This window comes from Oscillibacter sp. KLE 1745 (assembly GCF_000469445.2).
In the GTDB taxonomy this organism is placed as follows: domain Bacteria; phylum Bacillota; class Clostridia; order Oscillospirales; family Oscillospiraceae; genus Oscillibacter; species Oscillibacter welbionis.
Genome location: NZ_KI271654.1, coordinates 18,580 through 36,433, shown reverse-complemented (window position 1 = coordinate 36,433; position 17,854 = coordinate 18,580). Strand labels below are relative to the sequence as shown.

Genomic DNA, 17,854 nt, shown 5'->3' with positions numbered 1-17,854 from the left:
ATTGGTTTTACCGCTCCAACTGCGGTCTGCGGCGCTCCGGCGGTCTTTGATCCTCGTCTGGTTCGGTGTCTACGATCTCCGGCTCCTTGTGGTCTAAATTCAGCAGGGAATTCAATTCCTCCAGCCGTGCCGTTTTGGTGTTCAGCTCCGCCTCGCGTGGAAACGGCTTTTGTACTTCTGTCTTTGCAGTTTCCAGCTGCGTTTGCAGATTGGAAAGCTGCTCCCGGCAAGCCTGCTCCTTGATAGGCAGGCCCTCCAGCGCATTGTCCATGCGCTGCAAATTGCCGAACACATCGGTTCCCAGCGTAACGGTATGGCGGAGCTGCCCAATCATGGTCAGGCGGTACTCCCGCGCGAAGGTATCAAAGGACAGCTCCAGCGTCAGGCCGCGATAACTGCCGACCTGTGTCGCCTCCGGGGAGAGCATCGTCTGGCACATGGTCAGCAGCGCCGCGCCCGCCTCCTTCTTGTCGGCATGAGTGACGCCCGCCAGCGTAAGCGGAGAGAAGCCGTCCCCATTGGGATGGGTATTCTCCTTGACCGTGGCAATATCCGCGCCATACCCGGCGATTCGCGCCTGCGTTTCCGCGATTTGCTTGGGAAAGCCCTTGCTGATGGCGTCCTCAAGCGCGTATTTCTGAGAAAGATGGTTGGCTTTCAGCAGCTTCAGCTTGGACACCTCAATGTCCAAGTCCATCTTCTCCTTGATCATGGGGTTGCCGCTGGCCAGTGCCTTGATCTCGGCATAAGAAAGCGCCTGCTCATCCACATCTTCGGCGGAGCGAACAGGCGATTTGCTGGTCATGATTTGGCTGATAAATTTCTGCTTGCTCTCCACAAGCTGGTAAAGGTAGGCGTCGAAGGTGCCCTCGGTGACATAGCTGTAAATGTCCACCTCCGGATTTTCGTTGCCCTGCCGGATAATGCGCCCCTCACGCTGCTGAAGGTCGGACGGACGCCACGGGCAATCCAGATGGTGCAAAGCGACGAGCTTTTGCTGGCAGTTGGTGCCAGCGCCCATGCGCTGGGTGCTGCCCAGCAGGATACGCACCTGACCGCTCCACACCTTGCCGAACAGGTCTTTCTTCTGAGTTTCGCTCTTGGCGTTGTGGATGAATGCGATCTCGTTTTCGGGAATACCCAATTCCAGCAATTTTGCGTGAATATCATCATAAACGCTGAAGGTGCCGTCATCCTTCGGGGTGGACAGGTCGCAAAAAATCATTTGCGTGGAGTGCTGGTCTGCGGTGCGCTGCCAGATCTCAAACACATTCTCCGCGCACTTGGCGGCTTTGCTGTTGGGATCGCTGGGGAGCATGGGGTTGACGAGCCGCTGATCCAGCGCCAGCTTGCGGCCATCATTGGTGATAAGCAGCATATTGTCCACGCTGCTGTCCACCTGCCGGTTGCGGACCTTCTCGGCGCGCTCCGCCAGCGACGCCACGATCTCTTTCTGATACTCGGAGGGTTTCAGGGCGATGTTGTGGTAATGTGCCTCCGGCACGGGCAGCTTGAGCATATCCGCCGTCTGAATGTCCGCCACATTTTTGAATACGCTCATCAGCTCCGGCAGGTTATAAAACTTGGCGAAGCGCGTCTTGGCCCGGTAACCGGTGCCCTCGGGAGACAGCTCGATGGCGGTGACGGTCTCGCCGTAGTTCGCCGCCCATGCGTCAAAGTGCTGCAAGCCCTGTTCCTCCAGCGCCGACATCTGCAAATACCGCTGTATGGTGTAAAGCTCCACCATACTGTTGGAAATGGGGGTGCCGGTGGCAAAGACAATGCCGCGCCCTCCGGTGATCTCGTCCAAATAGCGGCACTTCATAAAGAGGTCTGAGCTTTTCTGCGCCTCGGTCTGGGCAATGCCTCCCACATTCCGCATTTTCGTATACAAAAAAAGGTTCTTAAAATAATGCGATTCGTCAATGAAAATACGGTCAACACCCAATTCCTCAAAGGTAACCACATCGTCCTTGCGGCTCTGGTCATTCAGCTTGTCGATCTTGGCTTGCAGGCCCTTCTTGGTTTTCTCCATCTGTTTGATGGTGAACTTCTCCGCTTTTTCTCGCTTGGCATCGGAAATCCCCACCATGATCTCGTCGATCTGCTGTTCCAGAATGACCCGCTGGCGCTCCACACTCATGGGGATCTTCTCAAACTGGCTATGCCCGATAATAATGGCATCGTAGTCGCCGGTGGCGATGCGCCCACAGAATTTCTTGCGGTTTTTGGTTTCAAAATCCTTACGGGTAGCGACAAGGATGTTCGCTGCCGGATAGAGCTGCAAAAACTCAGTGGCCCACTGCTCTGTCAGGTGGTTGGGCACCACAAAGAGAGATTTTTGACACAGGCCCAGCCGCTTTGACTCCATCGCCGCCGCGACCATTTCAAATGTCTTGCCGGCACCGACAACGTGTGCCAACAGCGTATTTCCACCGTAGAGAATGTGGGCGATGGCGTTGACCTGATGCTTGCGGAGCGTGATCTCCGGGTTCATGCCGCTGAAATTGATGTGGCTGCCATCATACTCACGGGGGCGGTTGGAATTGAACAGGACATTATAGGTCTTACAGATGGCTTCGCGCCGGTCAGGGTCTTTCCAGATCCATTCGGCAAAAGCGTCTTTAATGAGTTCCTGCTTGCTCTGGGCGATGGCGGTTTCCTTCTTGTTCAGAACGGCAATTCTGCGCCCTTCCTCATCGTATTGGTAATCAAAAATGCGGACATCCTTCAGGTTAAGTGTCGTTTCGATGATCTCATAGGCATTGATGCGCTGTGTGCCGTAGGTACTGATGGCCTTCACGTTGCCGCGATCCTTGCTTTTACCTTCGATACGCCATTCACCGGTGATGCCGGAATAGTGGACCTCCATGCCCCATTGCGCGCTGCGGGGTGTCCCCAGCGTTTCAAAGATAAACCGGCGGACATATTCGGTGTCCAGCCATGTAGCGCCCAGCCGGACGGAGATCTCGCTGGCGGTGAGGTCGGTGGGCTGCACCTGCGCGAGCGCATCAGCGTTGATCTGATACTGCGGGTCCTGTTCCGCCTTGCCTTGGGCAACCGCCAATTTCTGACGCACATTGCCGGAGAGGTATTCATCTGCGGGCAGGTATTTCTCATGCCCATCGTTCTCGCCGGTGTAAGCGGGGTTTAGGAACACCACGCCGGTCAGTTCAGAAAACAGCGTCTCCTCGTCCTTGCCGGTGAGCCTGCCCATATAGTCCATATCCACGTGGGCCTTTTCGCCAATGGACAGCGCCAGCGCCTCCACCGCTGTATCTACCTTTTCGGCGGGTTTGTGACTGCGGATGGTGCGCTTGGTGAACAGGTCCGCCTTTCTTTTCAGGTTCCGGTCCTCGTCCAGAATTTCCAGTGAACACAGCAGGAAGTAGGAGCTGTCCTGGTCAAACGCGATGGCGTTACCGCGGGAATTGATGAGTCCGTATTTTCTGGTGAAGGCGTCGTAGAGGGTATTCAGCTTGGCTTGTTGCGCCTTGATTTCTTCATCGGGATAGTCCTCGGTCTGGTATTCCAACAGCGTCCGCACACAGTCCCGCAGCTCGATCATGCCGCGGATTCTGCTCTCTGCCGTCTTGGATACCTCCACCGGGTTCATGCGGCTGTTTTCCCGGTAGTAGATCTGACCGTCCACCAGTGTATAGGAGAAGTTGCGGACGGCAGGATCGGCTTCGATAGAATGATCCTCACCCTCCAATTCCTCCTCCCGGTCATAAGCGGTAATTTCACCGTGGACATTCTGAACGGCCTCCGCCAGCAGTGCTTCCAACGGCTGCTCCGGGTACGGCTCACAGGTGGGCGTGGGGCCGAACGGCCCGGACACCATCTTCATCTCGCCCAGCACCATGTCGGGGTGGTCGATGAAGTAGCTGTTCATCTGGATGCCGTCCTCGTTGGTGGCAAGGTGTACCCATTCGGGTTCTATATCCACCATGCGCTCACGCTTTTGGAGGAACAGAATGTCTGAAACCACCTCCGTACCTGCCGCGGCCTTGAACGCATTGTTGGGCAGCCGGATGGCCCCCAGCAGTTCCGCTCGCTGCGCGGTGTATTTTCGCGCGCTGGCGGTGCGCTTGTCCATGGTGTAGCTGGAGGTCACAACGGCGATAACGCCGCCCGGTCTGACTTGGTCCAGCGCCTTGGCGATGAAATACTCGTGGATGGGGAAATTCAGTCGGTCATAGCGTTTGTCCGGCACATGGAACTGGCCGAAGGGGACATTGCCGATGGCAACATCAAAAAAGTTATCCGGGAAAGCGGTTTTCTCATAGCCCTGCACCGCAATACTGCTTTTCTGATAAAGCTGGCGGGCGATGCGTCCGGAGAGATTATCCAGCTCCACGCCGTAGAGCTTGCTGCCGCTCATGCTTTCCGGCAGCATACCGAGAAAATTGCCGATACCGCAGGCTGGCTCCAGAATGTTGCCCTGCGTGAAGCCCATCTGCCCCAGGGCGGCATAGATGCCGCGGATGACCACAGGCGGCGTAAAGAACGCCGTAAGCGTGGATTCGCGGGCGGCGGCGTATTCGGCATCGGTAAGCTGTTCTTTCAGTTCAGCGTAACGAGGATTTTTTTCGTCAAAGAAGTCCGCCAGACCGCCCCAGCCCACATACTGCGCCAGCACCGTCTGTTCCTCTGCGGTGGCGCTGCGGTTCTCCGCCTCCACGGTTTTCAGGGTACGGATCGCGTCCAGATTGCGCTGAAAACGCTCCAGCGGCGCGCCCTCTCCGATGTGGTCATCGGTGATGCGGTAGTTCCGGCCATCCGCGTCCAGCGGATAGGCAAGCGCATTTTGCTTTTTCGGCGAGGTGAGTACCGCAGGCGGCTCGTCCGTCTGCGGCTGCGGCGGGGCCAGCGCAGCTGGGTCCGCCTGCTCCACAATTTTCCGAACAAAGGAGATCGGTTCCGTGCGGAAGATGGGAAAGCCCGTTCCGGCCTCAAAGGTCACGTCCCGAAGGGATACCCTTTGCGTATGATCGTCTACGCTGTCCACTTCAAACTGCCGTCCATCTATGGTCAGGCGTGTACCGATGGAGAGCGGTTCGGGGACTTCCGGTTCCATGGGCATTACGGGCTCCGGTGGCGTTGGCATGGTTTCCTCGGAGGGTGTCGCAGCTTCCCGCACCAACGCCGCTGTCGGCTCATTGGGTACGGTCGGTGTCAGTTGCCCATCGTGCCGGTGATTGAACAGGCTGAACTCACCGTTTACATAGGCATAAAGTTGAAAATGAGTTTCATGGACAAATTCATAGTGGCGGTCATCTTTTTGCATTTCACCCAACCGGGCATTCAATGCGTCCATGAGCCACATGGCAGTGGACCTATCCTGCAATTCTTCTTCAATCAGCGGTACTGCCTGATAATAATCCATACCCATGTAATAGGGACGCGGCACATTATCCGGTGCATTGTACAGACTGGAGTAAATGGCCCGCGCCACCTGTCTCCGCTCATATTCCGGGATCTTTGCGATGGCATCCTCGCCGGGGAATCGTTTCTGCGCGATCAGGCGCTCATACTCCTTGACCACATTGGGGATGGTCAGATGGACGGTATCATATTTCTTGAAATTATAGTCGCGCTCATACTCCAGCCCTTTTGATGTTTTCGTGTGCTGGTATCCGGCACGGCCACCGCCACTGTACTCGCCAAAGCTGCCCTTGATGAATTTTTGGTGTTCCTCCGGCGTGTGGGGATAGCAGAAGTGAGAATATACGGCCAGTCGGCTATCCAGATGGTCACAGAGGAAAAAACCGTCGATCTCGTCCTGCGTGATGAACATTTTGCATTGCCGCAGGAAATCAGGCTGGGCGTTAAAGTGCCGCTCCGGGTAGGAGAGGCCATCCAGCACAACACCGATGCGGTGGGTGTTGTAAGCGGATAGTCGCCAGCGCATAATGTCGCGGTCTTGGGCATAAGCGTCAAGGAAGGCATGATATTCCTGCGCCAGCGTTTGCAGCCCACCCTCAGTTTTTGCAAACGCCACCATGTCCTCGTCCAGCTCCGGGTAGCCCTTTTGCTGGTCATGGATCGCCAATGTCTGTGGGAAAAGGCCCTGCGCGCGGCCTTCTTCATTCAGGTCACGGGCCGTCATCAAAAGCGCGTCCATTGCTTCGTGCAGCACCTTGTCCGGGGCCTGCGCCAGTTCGGACGTGGAGAGATAAGTCCCCGCCTCCAGCAGTTCCAGAATACGAGCCGACGCCTGTTCCCATGTGACCACGGTTTTGCTGTACCCGGTGCGGACGCTGTCACCTTGGGCGAGGCGGATGCCATCCTCCAGAAACCATACGGCGTATTTGCGGCCTTCGTATTCAATGCCGCGCCCGTTCGCCCTGCCAAACTCCCGGCGCAGAAATGATATATTTTCCGATTCTGGCCGCTCCCGCATATAAAATACGGCGATGCGCTCCGCACTGTTGGGTTCATTGCCGCCCGTGCAGAGCGCCAGATCAATGACCTCCTGCGGCACCGTGCGGGCCGGGGCCAGAATGCCGGTGGCTGTGTCTGCCGGAGCCTCGTACACCGGGGCGTCGCCGCCCATGTCGAATAGGGCAAGCTGCTCCGCGACGATTGGGGCATTTTGCAGGCCCAGCTTAATTTTGTACTCGCCGCGCTCGATCAGGCCCTCGGTCATTTCGGTGATGACCGGCCATGAAAAAACGGACTCTGAGGTGCGGGAGAGGTAGCTGCCCTCCCACATCAAAAGTCCGTCTTTCTCGGCGTGGTAACCTGTCCGAACACCGTCGGTCAGGACTTCCACCCATATATCGTTGTAGCTGTTTTTTAAGAACTCTGTGCGCTCCGCAAGGCTCTTGTGTGCCTGAAAGTATTCAAAGATCTCCTGCCGCTTGTGCTTGCGCCCGCCGTCATCCAGCAGATTCGCTTCAATGAGGTGCATATCCAGAAAGGCGGGCAGCTCTGCGGTATTTTGCTGTGCGGTATCATGCTCCAGTGCAAAGGCTGCTGCCTGTTCCTGCGCCTTTTCGTCCGGGTAATCACCGTAGACACGGAGGCACTGGTGTGTTTCGGCGTCATAGACGGCAGCGCCGTCATAGGCAAAACCATCTTCCTCCATTGTACCGGCAACATAGCCCTGCGCCGCGGCCTCCGCTTCTTCCAGCGTTTGATAGTCCAGCTTATCGTCAAAGCCGTTTTCAAAATGGTGATAGGCTGCAACCTGATAGGGTGCGGCCATCTGCGCGGCATATCGATCAATGGCTTCTGTGGTCAGCCATTCCGGTTTTTCCGGGAGGGCGTCATACAACTCCCGCATTTTTTTGATCTGCGCGTAAACGCTGCCTGCCCACAGGTGCTTTTCACTCCGGCCACCAGCGCCGAGGAAGTAGTCGCAGTCGGCGCGCAGACGGTCCAGCAGCGCGTAGTCCCCACTGCGATCCGCCGAGTCCCCGCCAGCCAGCTTGGGATAGGTCTCGCCCAAAAGTTCCTGATGCAGCCTGGTATGGAATGCGGGCATATCGTAATAGAGCTTGGCAAGCCGCAGATCGCCGCTTTCGCTGACGATGCGCCGGATCGCCTCCGCCCCCTCCAAGAATGCGTTCTCCCGGTCTGAATTGCGGCAGGCGTTTCCAAACGTCGCATCTTTCATCAGGGCGTCGCCCACGGTTTGTTTGTACTGTGCAAACAGCTCCTTTACCGTGGGTTGAGGGGAGGCGGCAGAGGAAAAGGCAGGAAGCTCATCACTTCCTGCCTTTGCGTTTTCTTCTTGATTTAGCTGTAGATCAGGTCGTTCAGCACCAGCTCCTCCGCGCTGTGCTTGAGGTTGTTCATCAGGCCCGTCCAGCGCAGCGGATCGGTCGCTTTCAGCTCCTCCGTCACGCCCTCGGCCTGCGCCATCTGCGTCACGGTCTGCTCCACCATCTTCCGCGCGGTCTGCTCGATTTCCGCCAAATGCTCCGTCAGCTTGCCGCTGGTCTTGAGATTGGTGTAAAGCACCCTGCGGCGCTTTTTCAGGTACTCTCTCCGCAGCTCCGCGTACTTGCCCAGATGCACCTCCGGTACGCTGGGCATCATCAAATTCGGCACCTGAAAGCCGTTCTGCATCCTGTAAGTGATCTCCATGCTGCTCGCTCCTTTCATGGGGTGTTTTGTGTTGTTCTGTGCGGTCATCATAACCGATTCTCGCGCGGTTTGCAAAAAACTGATCCCGCTGAGCCTGCATGACTGTGCGGCTGATCTCCCGCAATCCCATCTCCGCAATGTCGCTGGTAGCGATGCCCAGGGCATTGATGGTGGGCGGCGTGTTGAATTCGTAAACATGGGCGAACTCATCGGGTGAAAAATAGTCATCTGCCCGCAGGCCGAGGCGGGTCAGCAGCATATACGCCACGCTGACCTCCAGCGCGTCCCGATAGAACACCTCTAAACTGAGGTCGTCCAACTCTTCCAGCAGGCTGTCCTCGCGGCAGTCGCGGAGATCTTGCAGGTAGTCTGTGATGTTATCTGCCACGGCATTGTGGCAGGCAGAGCGCACCGCGTCCGCCAGATTTTCTTTTTCGGACAGGTTGCCGAAGGTGGCCTCCAGCGTTTCGATGACCTCCGGCTCAAAGGCCGGGTGCATCGTCCAGATGGGTAGCGGACGGGCAAAACGGGACGCATGGGTGTCGGAAACATCAAAATAGAGCTTCAAGCAGTTTTGCCCGTCATCGCCAAATACGGCGATGCTCTTGGCCCCACGATTGACCCAGCGGCCAAACTGACGGTTCCAGCGCTCCATCTCAAGGACCGCCGTGGCGTCCGGGCGCTGGGCGTAGATTAGAATCTGATCATCGAAGGGACATTTGTAGTTATAGCAGGCCGCGCGGAGAAAGCCCGTCCAGCTTTGATAGCTGCCGGTGACGCTCTGCACAGTCTGGTCATATAGCTCCGTAATAAGCTGAAATTTTGTAGGCAAGTTGGCACCTCCTATCTCTCCGGCTCCGCCCGCTTTTTTACTGCAAGCCGGTCATTCTTTTGCTGTTCTTTTTGGGCCTTTTCAAATGGCTTCCGCTGATAGCAATAAATATAAAACTGGTAATCACCTTTAACTGGCGTACAGCGGAGCATATACACATACCGCTGTGTTTTCGCCATGAATCCGCAAGAGGGAAGCAACGCACCCTTGATGGCGCAGATCTGCTCATACCGGTTGCAGTAGCGTTTCATGCTGTCAAAGTCCCGCAGCGGGGAGCCCGGCTGCTCCCGCAGCCAGTTTACGGTACGGTCAATGTCGGCCTTAAACTCCGGCGTGTTCAGCGCATCCTGCTGGTGGGGCCACCATGTTGTATAAAACTGCTTGCCGCTGCCAAAATCACCCCGCAGGTGTCCCACGCAACCTACGGTCTTGTCCTGTTCCTCGCTACGAGAGAAATAGAGAGCGTGCAGTGCAGGCTCATTGACGCTGTAAAAGTCAATGACATCCTTATCACTGGCGGGATATTTCTCCTGAAATTCCGCAAGGGTGCGACACTCACCATCCAGAAAGGAAAGGTTGCCGCTCTCCAGCGGAATCCACCCATCAATGGGAAGCTGGAATGGCTCACGGGTGAGAACGGTGCCATAGAAGTTGACCATGAGACTCCGTGACAGTTCTATCGGCTCACCCCAATCTGCATCGCCATGGCGCAGCTCGTAGCGATATACACCCTCCGGCACGGTGGTTCGGTCAATGCGGCATTCCGTAAACAATGCCGGTCGGTCAAAAATCGTGACCTCCTGATAGGTCACCTTCTGTGCGTCATAGTTCATCTGGCTTCACCTCGTTCTTTGTGTTTCTTTTGCACTCTCTGTTGTGCCAAAAACTCCGGGATCTCCTTGAAACCGATGGTATCTGCGTAGTAGGCAGTTTTCTTTCCACCCTGCGTCAGTACCACGATGTCGCTTACGGACAGGGAACGCATCCGACGGGCAAAGGGGCGGCGGTCGCTGTTGTGCTTTGCCCAAAGATGCTCCAGCGAGTTTTCCTTTGCGAACATACCGGCGTAAGAACGCTGATAATCAGCGTTCTGGAGTTTTCCCTTTGCCTCTGCATAAGGCCGGAAACAGTAGTCTACATCAGCGATTGCAGGGATTTGGTAGATTTCATAGGTGCCGATCTCGGCGCTGATTTTCGGCGTTCTGGGAACATAGGTATTGCCGCTGCGTTCCTGCATTTCTGCAAACTCACAAATATGATAGGCGGAGTTGCCGACGCAGACATGGCAATCGTCAATGTACTTACAGGGCAAAACCATCTTTTCACCGTCAAAGCGGGTAATGACGATGCTTTCCCCGTCTTTGATGGTAAAGAGCGTGTGGTATTCACTATCGATGAAGCGGATCATGCGCTCATCCTTGTTAGGGTTTGGAAAGGCGATAACGCCCATGATATTTACGGGTTCTCGGTCTGTCATCTGGCTTCACCTCTATCTTTTTTCGGCTCAGTACGCTTTTTTTCATATTCTCTCAGCTTTTCTTTCGCCCAATCCGGTATCTTTTCTGGATTGGCTACGCCAAGGATGTCGGAAGCGTCCCAACGGCAACGCTCACCGGAATACAGCTCCTGAAAGAAAACCGCACGTCCACGGGAACCGGGCGTACAGCCGAAGCCACTTATTGCAAAACCGAGTTGGCAGTCTGCGGTGCGGTATTCCGGGGCAAGACTGCTGGAGCGGACAACGATCAGTTTGCCTTGAAAGGATTCCTCTGATTGGGGAAGGCAGTCCTCTGCACCCAAAACCACCTGCGGAATATTGCGGGCCGCACGGAACTCTTTTACCTTTTCCAACTGCATCTGCAAGCGTTCTATAAAAGTATTCGCAATCTCAAGATAGTCCTTGCTGGCAACTGCTTCTGGATATATCTTTTCTCCAAGGAAACTGTACTGTTCATAGCAGGTCATATAGGTTCCGTCCATCGGATGAAAACCCATGAGCAAAACACGCCCACCCATGCGGATCTCCTGCATGATCTCGTAATCACCGACCTTGCGTTGTTTTGGTGCCTTTTGCTCTCCGTATCCAAGCCGCTCCGCTTTATCCCGTAAGATAAGGTCTTTGAGGTATGCACCCTTTTCTGGCTGCTGTTCAAACCAATCTCGGACTTCTCCATCACCAAGGGAAAGCTGGAAAGTAAATCTCATGATTTTGCTGCGATATTCGTCATTCTTTTCTTTTCGTTTCTGATAGTTCGTCATCTGGCCTCACCTTGTTCTTTCTTCAGCGCGGTGTGCTGGTGTTCTTGCTGCGTTATATAATCTCTCTGCTTTTTGTACTCATTTCCGGCCCGTTCACAGAAGTCCTCGATGCAAGAAGCACGGTCAGAGCGGTAATGCCCCCAAAAGAAGTTGGGCGGGCCGTCCCCGTCGTTTTTGCAGTTGCGCTGCCATGTGACAAAGGGGGCAGGGGCTTTTTCACATTCGCCCATGACAAACTCGGCACTGCCGACGCGGACGCGGGCGGTGATGTGGTATTCCTGATTGACCATTTCCCCCACTACATAGCTGCCGTGTTCTAACTGGACGGTGCAGCTCCCGTTTTGTGCAAAAATCGCTGTCACCGGCATGACCGGTACTCCACATACCATATCCGGCAGCATGATGAACTGCGACCTTTGGCCCATCAGCTCTTGCGGCAGTTTGTCCACGGGCAGATAAAAGTGCTGTTTGCCCATGATCTCATAGCACAGTAAGAAACTGCTGACGGGATAGTACACGCTCATGATTGGGTCTTTGATATGGCCTTGGACGATGTTGGAGTTTATATATTTGGCGTTGTCCAGATACCATTGCGGGTTCGCGCCCGGTGTGTTCCAGCCGAACATGGAACCTGCCAGCATGGCGGCCTCCTGAATGTCCGTGATACCGCGCCGCGCATTATGGCTGCTGGCGATCTCGCGGTTTTCCTCCCGGCTGCCGGTGTCCCACTCAGAGGGATAATAGCCGCGCTCACCATGCCGGATGATAATAAGCTGACCGCTGGACGGCAGAATGGAAAAGCAGGCATCGGGTAATTCATTTCGTCGCATAGCTGCACCTCCTCATCGTGCCTGTTCCTGCTGGCGCTTGCGGTGCCAGCCCTCCAGCAGCTTGATGATGACATCCTCCATCTGTTTTGGGGTGTAGCTGGAGGGGAAGTATTTTTGCAGGCGGTCGTTGCGGATGGTGACCTTGCGCTCCAACGGCTTTTCCTCCCGCATGATGAGGTCGATGATGTTATTCTCCAGCTTGCCCTCGCCGCTGAACTGCTTGAGCCGCTGGGCCTGTCCAAGCGACGGGGATACTTCGTCACGCTCCATGACCAGCAGGAGGTAGGTCTGTTCTTTTTCGGACAGGTGGGAGAGGAAATCCGCCGCAGGAACGAACTTGAGCGTTCCTGCGTCCACCGCGTCCAATAGCGGAGGAATCAGCTTATTTAGACGCACATAACGCTGAATTTGCATACGGCTTTCGTTGACCTGCTCTGCCAAAAGTTCGACAGAAAAGCGCCCTTGAAAATTCTGCCCAACTTGGGCAGAATTTTTAGAAGGCCGTCCAGCCTGCCGCTTCATGGCGTCCAGCTTCAGCTTGTAGGCTTTGGCTTTCTCGCTGGGCAGCAAGTCCTCGCGGTTGATGTTGTAGTCCACAACAAGAATGTCCGCTTCCTCGTCGCTGTAATTGCGGACGATGACGGGGCGGGTATCCAATCCCACGGCCTTCGCGCAGTAATCGCGTCGGTGACCGGAAATGATCTCATACCCGCTGCCCTCGCGGGGGCGAACGATCAACGGCTCAGCGATGCCGATATGCTCGATGCTGTCCATGAGCCGCACCAAATCAGGCGTGGGGCGTTCGATGGTGTACGGCTGGCGGGAGTATGGGAAAACCTCTGCGGCTGGGACGATCTGAATCCGCTCCTGCCGGTCGGCCTCACGCTCCGCGTCCGTTTTGAACAGGTCATCGTACCGGGTCAGTTCGATGCCGCTTAATTTGCTTGCCAAGGCTCAACACCTCCCTCGTCAGATTTTCATACGCCAGCGCCGCCTTGCCGCTGCGGTCGTGGTCGTAAATGCTTTTGTTTTCCACGCTGATCTCCGCTGCCTTGATGGAACGGGGAATTTCACTTGCGAACACATGGCCGCCGTAGGTCTTACGGACGAGCGCGTTGATCTCCCGTGCCAATGTGGTACGGCTGTCCACCATGGTCAGCACAATGCCGTCCACCTCCAGCTTCGGGTTGAGCTGCCGTTTCACGCGGGTGATGGTTCGCAAAAGCTGTTCCAGTCCTTTGGCTGGAAGATACTGCGCCTGCACAGGGATAATCACGCTGTCCGCCGCAGTCAGGGCGTTGATGGTCAGCATACCGAGGGACGGCATACAGTCGATGAGCGCGTAGTCATAGCGATCTGCTACTGTGGACAGATATTGCCGCAGTACCGTTTCCCGGCTCATGGTGTTGACCAGCGTGACCTCCAGTGCCGACAGCTCGATATTGGCGGGGACAAGGTGGACGCCGGACAGATGATGCAAGATGCCCTCACCGGGGGCGATGGGCTGCTCCGCGATGATTTTCTCCATCAGGGTGGAGAGCGTGGGGGATAATTCGTCAGGCTGCGGCCAGCCCAACATCTGCGTGAGATTGCCTTGTGCATCGGCGTCGATCAGCAGGACTTTTTTACCTTGCCGAGAAAGGCCAATGCCGAGGCTGGCAGCTGTGGTGGTCTTACCCACGCCGCCCTTCTGATTTGCCAGTGCGATTGTTTTCACGGGTTCGATGCTCCTTTCAGTCGTAAAATGGGTTTCAAAAAAGCAGAGTTGTTCGCTCTGCCTATCCGCTGTCATGGAAGTCGTGATTCACTTTGGCGCGGTAGTAGCTGCCGCAGGTAGCTGGGGCGTTGAACAGCATCTCCAGCAGATAGGCTTTGATGTTGCGAATGTCCGCGGTGCTCTCCCGCAGGCAGTCCAGCACATACTCGATGTGGGAGGAATCCAGCTTCAGAAAACGCTCCTTCACTAACGCCGTATAAAGCTGCTTTCCGCCGATCCGCATGAAGCTACCCTGTGTGCAGAGGACCTCCAGCATGAGGTCCGCGATCTCGTCGATGTCGTCGTAGGGATGCTGCCGGCGCAGGTGGTCGTACTCGATATTTTCCCGAATCTCTTTTCGGTATTCCTCGATCACCTCCTCCGGCTGCGCGCCCGGATGGATAGATGAATCAGTATTACTCAACTCAGTATTATTCTTATCAGTCTTATTACACTCGGTTTTTCCGAGGTCTTGACTTCTGATTTTCCGAGGTCCAGACTTCGGTTTTTCAGAACTCTTGACTTCGGTTTTTCCGAAGTCTGGATTTCGGCAGCTCGGAGGCTCCGGTTCCGGTGTATCCTCGCCTGGTTCGTCCTCTATACCCATGAAGCGGAGAACATAGATTTTCGCCGGTCTGCCCAGCCCCTGCTTGACCCGCCTTATGAGGCCCACGCCTTTGGCGCTGTCCAGCTCCGCGAACAGCTTGACCGCCTTATCCGTCTTGCAGCAGAGCTGTTCACACGCCTCCTCCAGCGTAAAATAGATATATACATGGCCGTCATCGTCCATCCAGCCGTTTCTCATGGACAGGCTCATGCGGTCCAGCATGAGGCCGTACAGCAGCTTCGCGTCGGTGGAGAGCCGTCGAAAGTACGGCTCGGTGATCAGGAGCTTGGGGATGCGGAAAAAGGCGTATTGCTCGGCGTCCATGCCGAGATGGTACGCAAAGATCGCCTGCGGCATATCTGACACCTCCGTTCTGCCACAGATTTTATCTATCTCTCAACGGCGGTCTGTGGTATAGTAAAAGGGAGCATTGACACGCAATGCTCCCTTACCGTAACCGGACCTGCCGGTGGATTCTTATTCAGTTTGACTTAACACATCACTGTCAGCCGTTTGTCAAATAATTGTGTTTCCCGCATGGGGTTTTCCCTTGATTTTGCCCTTATCAGCTCACGCGGTCAAGGGTAACAGCGTATAAAGGAAGATAATTTTGGGTGGTTTTGATTTCTCAATAAACCAAGTGATTTCAATGCTTTGCGCCGATTTTGACGGTTGCTTATAACCGCTAATAACGGGTGAAAGATTTGGGCGGTGCGAATTCAAGTTTATTGTTCTCTACTTCCGTCCCCGCTGTGGATTTGGATTTTTCAGCAAATCTGACTTATCAGTTCTTAGAAATGGGCGGGAAGCCATTTTAGGGCTTTCCCGCCTTGATTGCCCATTAGCAAAGACGGGCGGGGCTGTCAACGGCGGCGCATGAAATGCGCCGTTCATCTTGACCGTTGACTGGCTCGACTGGCTTTGCTATCTCCCCAACAAGTTATTGTTTGTTGTTTTCCCAATTATCTAAACGGGCTTGCATAGTTTCTCGCCATTCTTCACTTGGACAAGCAGTAATCAATTTTCGATACTCTTCACTTGATGGTGCTTCTATCAAATAAGACTCTACCAATTTTAGCAAATCCCACTCTACTCCATACATTCCACCTTCGGGAAAAATGTCAATCAATACGCCTACTTCTTCTCTTGTCAATGGCGTTTTTACATTGGAGAGCAATTCGTCATACATGTTGATGGTTTCTTCTGTAGGGTCATCTTTCACTGCGTCTGGCATTTGACCGAGAAGTTTCAATTTTATAATTGCCTCCTGCACCTTTACTCCCTCCAATTTCTCGTTCTCTATTTTCTCCCCCGCTGCGGGTTTGGATTTTTCAGCAAGTCCGACTTCTGTGCAATCTTTTTCAGCCACTTCTTTTCTTCCTCGGACAGCTTTTTCAAATTCAGCTTGAGCCGCTTACAGATAAACGCCAAAGCCGCTTGCTCTGGGTCGCTGTCTGGACTGGCAGTTTCCTCGGCGGTCTGCAAGAAATCTTCCAGCGGATTGTCCTCCGGAACGCTGAAAAAATCGTCCTTATGGGCTTCCCGCAGGTCAAGGGCTATCTTGTTTATGTCTTGCTGTATCACATAGCGGCAAAAGCTGTCATCGTCAATATGGGCGGCGACAAGCTGCCTTAACTGCGGGTCGGACAAGCCGGGATTGTGCTGCTTCATAATGGTTGCGCTCATAATATCCACAATGGCATTTGCGCTCTGTACCTGCTTGACTGCCGTTCCGTTCACATAGATTTCAAGGTCAGCCATCAGCCGGGGGAAATCCGGGTGTACCGCCAGCTCACACAAGAGGGAATTATCCACCCGCCCACTTTTCAATAGTTCAATCATATCATCACTCAAGCGCAGGTCTGCAAGATCGGCGTTTGGGTGATTTTTTGTTTTAGAGCGTCCCAGCAGGTAATCAACGGTCACTTCATAAACCTTTGCCAGCTGGATAAGGGCATGGTGGCTGATGTCTTTGAGATTGTCTCCCTCATAATTGCCTAAAGCAGATTTGGAAAGATGAGTTTCCTCCGCAAGCTGTTCCAGCGTCAGCCCTCGTTCCACACGCAGGTCTTTCAATCGTTCCTGTATGGATAGTTCCATGCTCCCCCTCCTTGTCTGCTTGATAGTCAAAAATATTTTTAATTTTCTCGCAGATAATTCACTAACTCTTTTTCTAACAATTCATACATGGTATTCCGCAAAAATTTTACTTTGTCTTGCTCATGGGCATAGTACCAGACAGTTTCTTCGCCGGGGCGAAGTAGGAGTAAATCTCCGTCAGCCTCTTTCCAAAATTCGCCTAGTACACAATAATGCTCCTCGTGAATAGTTAGATTAAAGAGCTGGGATAAGCTGATACTCAAACCTGTAGATACATTAACTCCCTCAGTTATGAGAAAAAATTCCCGAACTTGTGTTGGGAGAATAAATCCTAATTTCTTTTCTATCTCTACAATCTTCTCCACAGTTGCAGCAGATTTTATTTCATCAGAGGAGTCCAAGACTTTTGCCAACATTTTTGAGAACTTAGGGTATTGAGTAAACCATTCGGGGTGCTGTGCCTTGAATTTCTTTTGCTTTTCCCGTTGTACTCGTTTCTGTTCCTTACAGTAAGCGTCCAATTCCTCCAGATACCGTTCTTGATAGAGATTGCTAATTTCAAACGCTATTCCGTTCTTCTCCAGAATAGTGATGGCTCCCTTTTGGCTACCAAATACTGGTACCCAAGAAAATCCATGCGACCGGGGTTTTAACTTCAAAAACTCGCCGTGGTTCAATAGTTTTTCCACTTCGGATTCGTGTTCGTTCCACCATCCCCACCAACTCTCAGGATTTTCCCTGCCCTCTACTAAATTTAAGCACTTTGAAAATAACTCCAACTTATCCATCTCTATCACCTCGCATTATTCTTTTTCTATTCTACCACAATTCCGAGAGCGTGGAAATAGGCAGTTTTTTTGGCGGATTTCCTACCTTTCGGATATACGGGACGGGCGGTCATTTAGGTGTAGACTTAGGGTAGTTCATCGATGAGCTGCACCTTGAAAACCAAATGACCGTCCGAAAAGGAATACCCCGGCAGGGGAAGCACCGCAAGGAGCCAACTTCTGGACACTTTGTCCAGAGGTCACTTCGGGACAACTTGTCCCGAAGCTGTGGGGAGCGTGCCAACGCCGGAACACGCCGCAGGAATGGGGCAGGAAGCCTTTTCGGAGAGAACGGCTAAGGAAAAATGGAGGGACGCATGAAAGATAATCCATATAAACGCCTACCACCGTTGGAGCGCAAGCCGGACGGTACCCTCTGCCACATGACCCCGGCACAGAGGAAGCAGGCAAACGCCCTGATCCGCCGGGAGTGCTGCTGTTATGAGGACGGCAATTGCATCGTTCTTGACGATGGGGACACCTGCGCCTGCCCGCAGACGGCTTCTTTCTCGGTCTGCTGTAAGTGGTTCCGCTGGGCGGTCTTGC

The 17,854-nt window shown here is 54.1% G+C and carries 13 protein-coding genes; 1 reads left to right on the top strand and 12 read right to left on the bottom strand.

Annotated features, from left to right (window positions below; genetic code table 11):
- Nucleotides 1-7: 7 nt before the first annotated feature.
- The 12 genes from HMPREF1546_RS00550 to HMPREF1546_RS00490 form a co-directional block, all read right to left on the bottom strand.
- Entirely contained in the window at nt 8-7,624 is a 7,617-nt protein-coding gene (locus HMPREF1546_RS00550; protein ID WP_198016078.1) for an LPD11 domain-containing protein, read from the bottom strand.
- 122 nt (nt 7,625-7,746) lie between these two features.
- On the bottom strand, nt 7,747-8,097 hold the full coding sequence (locus HMPREF1546_RS00545) for a TnpV protein (RefSeq protein WP_051319921.1): 351 nt from the start codon (nt 8,095-8,097) through the stop codon (nt 7,747-7,749).
- An 843-nt stretch (nt 8,098-8,940) separates the two neighbouring features.
- Nucleotides 8,941-9,762, bottom strand: a complete 822-nt coding sequence (locus tag HMPREF1546_RS00535; RefSeq protein ID WP_021750155.1) for an LPD28 domain-containing protein — start codon at nt 9,760-9,762, stop codon at nt 8,941-8,943.
- Nucleotides 9,759-10,406 carry a YodL domain-containing protein gene (locus HMPREF1546_RS00530; protein WP_021750156.1) on the bottom strand — a complete coding sequence of 216 codons (648 nt, stop codon included), beginning with the start codon at nt 10,404-10,406 and terminating at the stop codon, nt 9,759-9,761. The genes HMPREF1546_RS00535 and HMPREF1546_RS00530 overlap by 4 nt, the downstream gene beginning before the upstream one ends.
- Nucleotides 10,403-11,188, bottom strand: a complete 786-nt coding sequence (locus HMPREF1546_RS00525; protein WP_021750157.1) for a hypothetical protein — start codon at nt 11,186-11,188, stop codon at nt 10,403-10,405. Before HMPREF1546_RS00525 ends, HMPREF1546_RS00530 begins: the two co-directional genes overlap by 4 nt.
- The gene (locus HMPREF1546_RS00520) at nt 11,185-12,018 is read right to left on the bottom strand and encodes a hypothetical protein (RefSeq protein WP_021750158.1); all 834 of its coding nucleotides are present in this window, start codon (nt 12,016-12,018) and stop codon (nt 11,185-11,187) included. Before HMPREF1546_RS00520 ends, HMPREF1546_RS00525 begins: the two co-directional genes overlap by 4 nt.
- Nucleotides 12,019-12,030: 12 nt before the next feature.
- Entirely contained in the window at nt 12,031-12,969 is a 939-nt protein-coding gene (locus HMPREF1546_RS00515; RefSeq protein WP_021750159.1) for a ParB/RepB/Spo0J family partition protein, read from the bottom strand.
- Nucleotides 12,926-13,735, bottom strand: a complete 810-nt coding sequence (locus HMPREF1546_RS00510) for an AAA family ATPase (RefSeq protein ID WP_036630767.1) — start codon at nt 13,733-13,735, stop codon at nt 12,926-12,928. The genes HMPREF1546_RS00515 and HMPREF1546_RS00510 overlap by 44 nt, the downstream gene beginning before the upstream one ends.
- Nucleotides 13,736-13,796: 61 nt before the next feature.
- Complete coding sequence (locus HMPREF1546_RS00505; protein WP_021750161.1) at nt 13,797-14,738, bottom strand: DUF6017 domain-containing protein; 942 nt, start codon at nt 14,736-14,738, stop codon at nt 13,797-13,799.
- A gap of 583 nt (nt 14,739-15,321) precedes the next feature.
- Nucleotides 15,322-15,750 carry a hypothetical protein gene (locus HMPREF1546_RS00500; protein WP_226870598.1) on the bottom strand — a complete coding sequence of 143 codons (429 nt, stop codon included), beginning with the start codon at nt 15,748-15,750 and terminating at the stop codon, nt 15,322-15,324.
- On the bottom strand, nt 15,681-16,481 hold the full coding sequence (locus HMPREF1546_RS00495) for a helix-turn-helix domain-containing protein (protein WP_021750164.1): 801 nt from the start codon (nt 16,479-16,481) through the stop codon (nt 15,681-15,683). Before HMPREF1546_RS00495 ends, HMPREF1546_RS00500 begins: the two co-directional genes overlap by 70 nt.
- Before the next feature lie 38 nt (nt 16,482-16,519).
- Complete coding sequence (locus HMPREF1546_RS00490) at nt 16,520-17,269, bottom strand: SMI1/KNR4 family protein (RefSeq protein ID WP_021750165.1); 750 nt, start codon at nt 17,267-17,269, stop codon at nt 16,520-16,522.
- Nucleotides 17,270-17,625: 356 nt separating this feature from the next.
- Between HMPREF1546_RS00490 and HMPREF1546_RS17945 the strand changes: the two genes are divergently transcribed.
- Nucleotides 17,626-17,854: cysteine-rich VLP domain-containing protein (locus HMPREF1546_RS17945; protein WP_198145317.1), on the top strand; the 229-nt coding region annotated here is incomplete at its 3' end.

Coding starts and splice junctions, on each gene's coding strand:
- HMPREF1546_RS00550 (WP_198016078.1), bottom strand. CDS start 7,624: ATGAAAGATGCGACGTTTGGAAACGCCTGCCGCAATTCAGACCGGGAG.
- HMPREF1546_RS00545 (WP_051319921.1), bottom strand. CDS start 8,097: ATGGAGATCACTTACAGGATGCAGAACGGCTTTCAGGTGCCGAATTTG.
- HMPREF1546_RS00535 (WP_021750155.1), bottom strand. CDS start 9,762: ATGAACTATGACGCACAGAAGGTGACCTATCAGGAGGTCACGATTTTT.
- HMPREF1546_RS00530 (WP_021750156.1), bottom strand. CDS start 10,406: ATGACAGACCGAGAACCCGTAAATATCATGGGCGTTATCGCCTTTCCA.
- HMPREF1546_RS00525 (WP_021750157.1), bottom strand. CDS start 11,188: ATGACGAACTATCAGAAACGAAAAGAAAAGAATGACGAATATCGCAGC.
- HMPREF1546_RS00520 (WP_021750158.1), bottom strand. CDS start 12,018: ATGCGACGAAATGAATTACCCGATGCCTGCTTTTCCATTCTGCCGTCC.
- HMPREF1546_RS00505 (WP_021750161.1), bottom strand. CDS start 14,738: ATGCCGCAGGCGATCTTTGCGTACCATCTCGGCATGGACGCCGAGCAA.
- HMPREF1546_RS00495 (WP_021750164.1), bottom strand. CDS start 16,481: ATGGAACTATCCATACAGGAACGATTGAAAGACCTGCGTGTGGAACGA.
- HMPREF1546_RS00490 (WP_021750165.1), bottom strand. CDS start 17,269: ATGGATAAGTTGGAGTTATTTTCAAAGTGCTTAAATTTAGTAGAGGGC.